The sequence below is a fragment of the Streptomyces africanus genome, from assembly GCF_002150735.1.
Taxonomy (GTDB): Bacteria; Actinomycetota; Actinomycetes; order Streptomycetales; family Streptomycetaceae; genus Streptomyces; species Streptomyces africanus.
Genome location: NZ_MUKA01000447.1, coordinates 1 through 552, shown reverse-complemented (window position 1 = coordinate 552; position 552 = coordinate 1). Strand labels below are relative to the sequence as shown.

1 pseudogene is annotated in these 552 nt (G+C 70.9%); it reads right to left on the bottom strand.

Features of this window, described 5'->3' with window-relative positions:
• Positions 1 to 117 precede the first annotated feature (117 nt).
• Positions 118 to 552: pseudogene (locus CCL05_RS46715) on the bottom strand (DUF4097 family beta strand repeat-containing protein); the annotation flags it as partial.

The following is a 552-nucleotide window of genomic DNA, read 5'->3' as shown; positions in this document are numbered from 1 at the left end:
GCGGCAGCGACGGCGAGTACGGCTGCGCTGGAGTCGCCGTCACATCCCTCTCCCGTGCTGTGGTCACCCTGCCCGGTTGTCATTCTCCCACCGGTTAAGGACGAACACACGGGCCGGTTAGTTCGCCGTGCGGACCGTCACTTTGCCGTCGCCGGTCTGCGCGGACACCACATGGGAGCTGCTCTTGTCGCGGGGGACGGACACCTCCACGCCGCCGTCACCGGTCCCGGTCGTCACACGGTAGGTGGCCTCGGGCAGCGCGATGGTCACGGAACCGTCGCCGCTGCGGGACTCCACGCGGTCCGGGACGGCGCCGAGCTCCAGGCGGACCGNNGACGCGGACCGAGCCGTCGCCCGTGCGAATGCTCAGGGGGTCCCGGAACCCGTGGGCGCGCACGCTGCCGTCTCCGTCCTCGACCTTCACGGTGACGCCGCGGGGTACCTCGATACGGTGCTTGGCCGCGCAGTCGGCGACGACACCGGAGCACTTCAGCCGCAGCACCAGCCGGTCGTCCCGCATGGACCAGGTGACCTCGGGCTCGTTGCCGACGA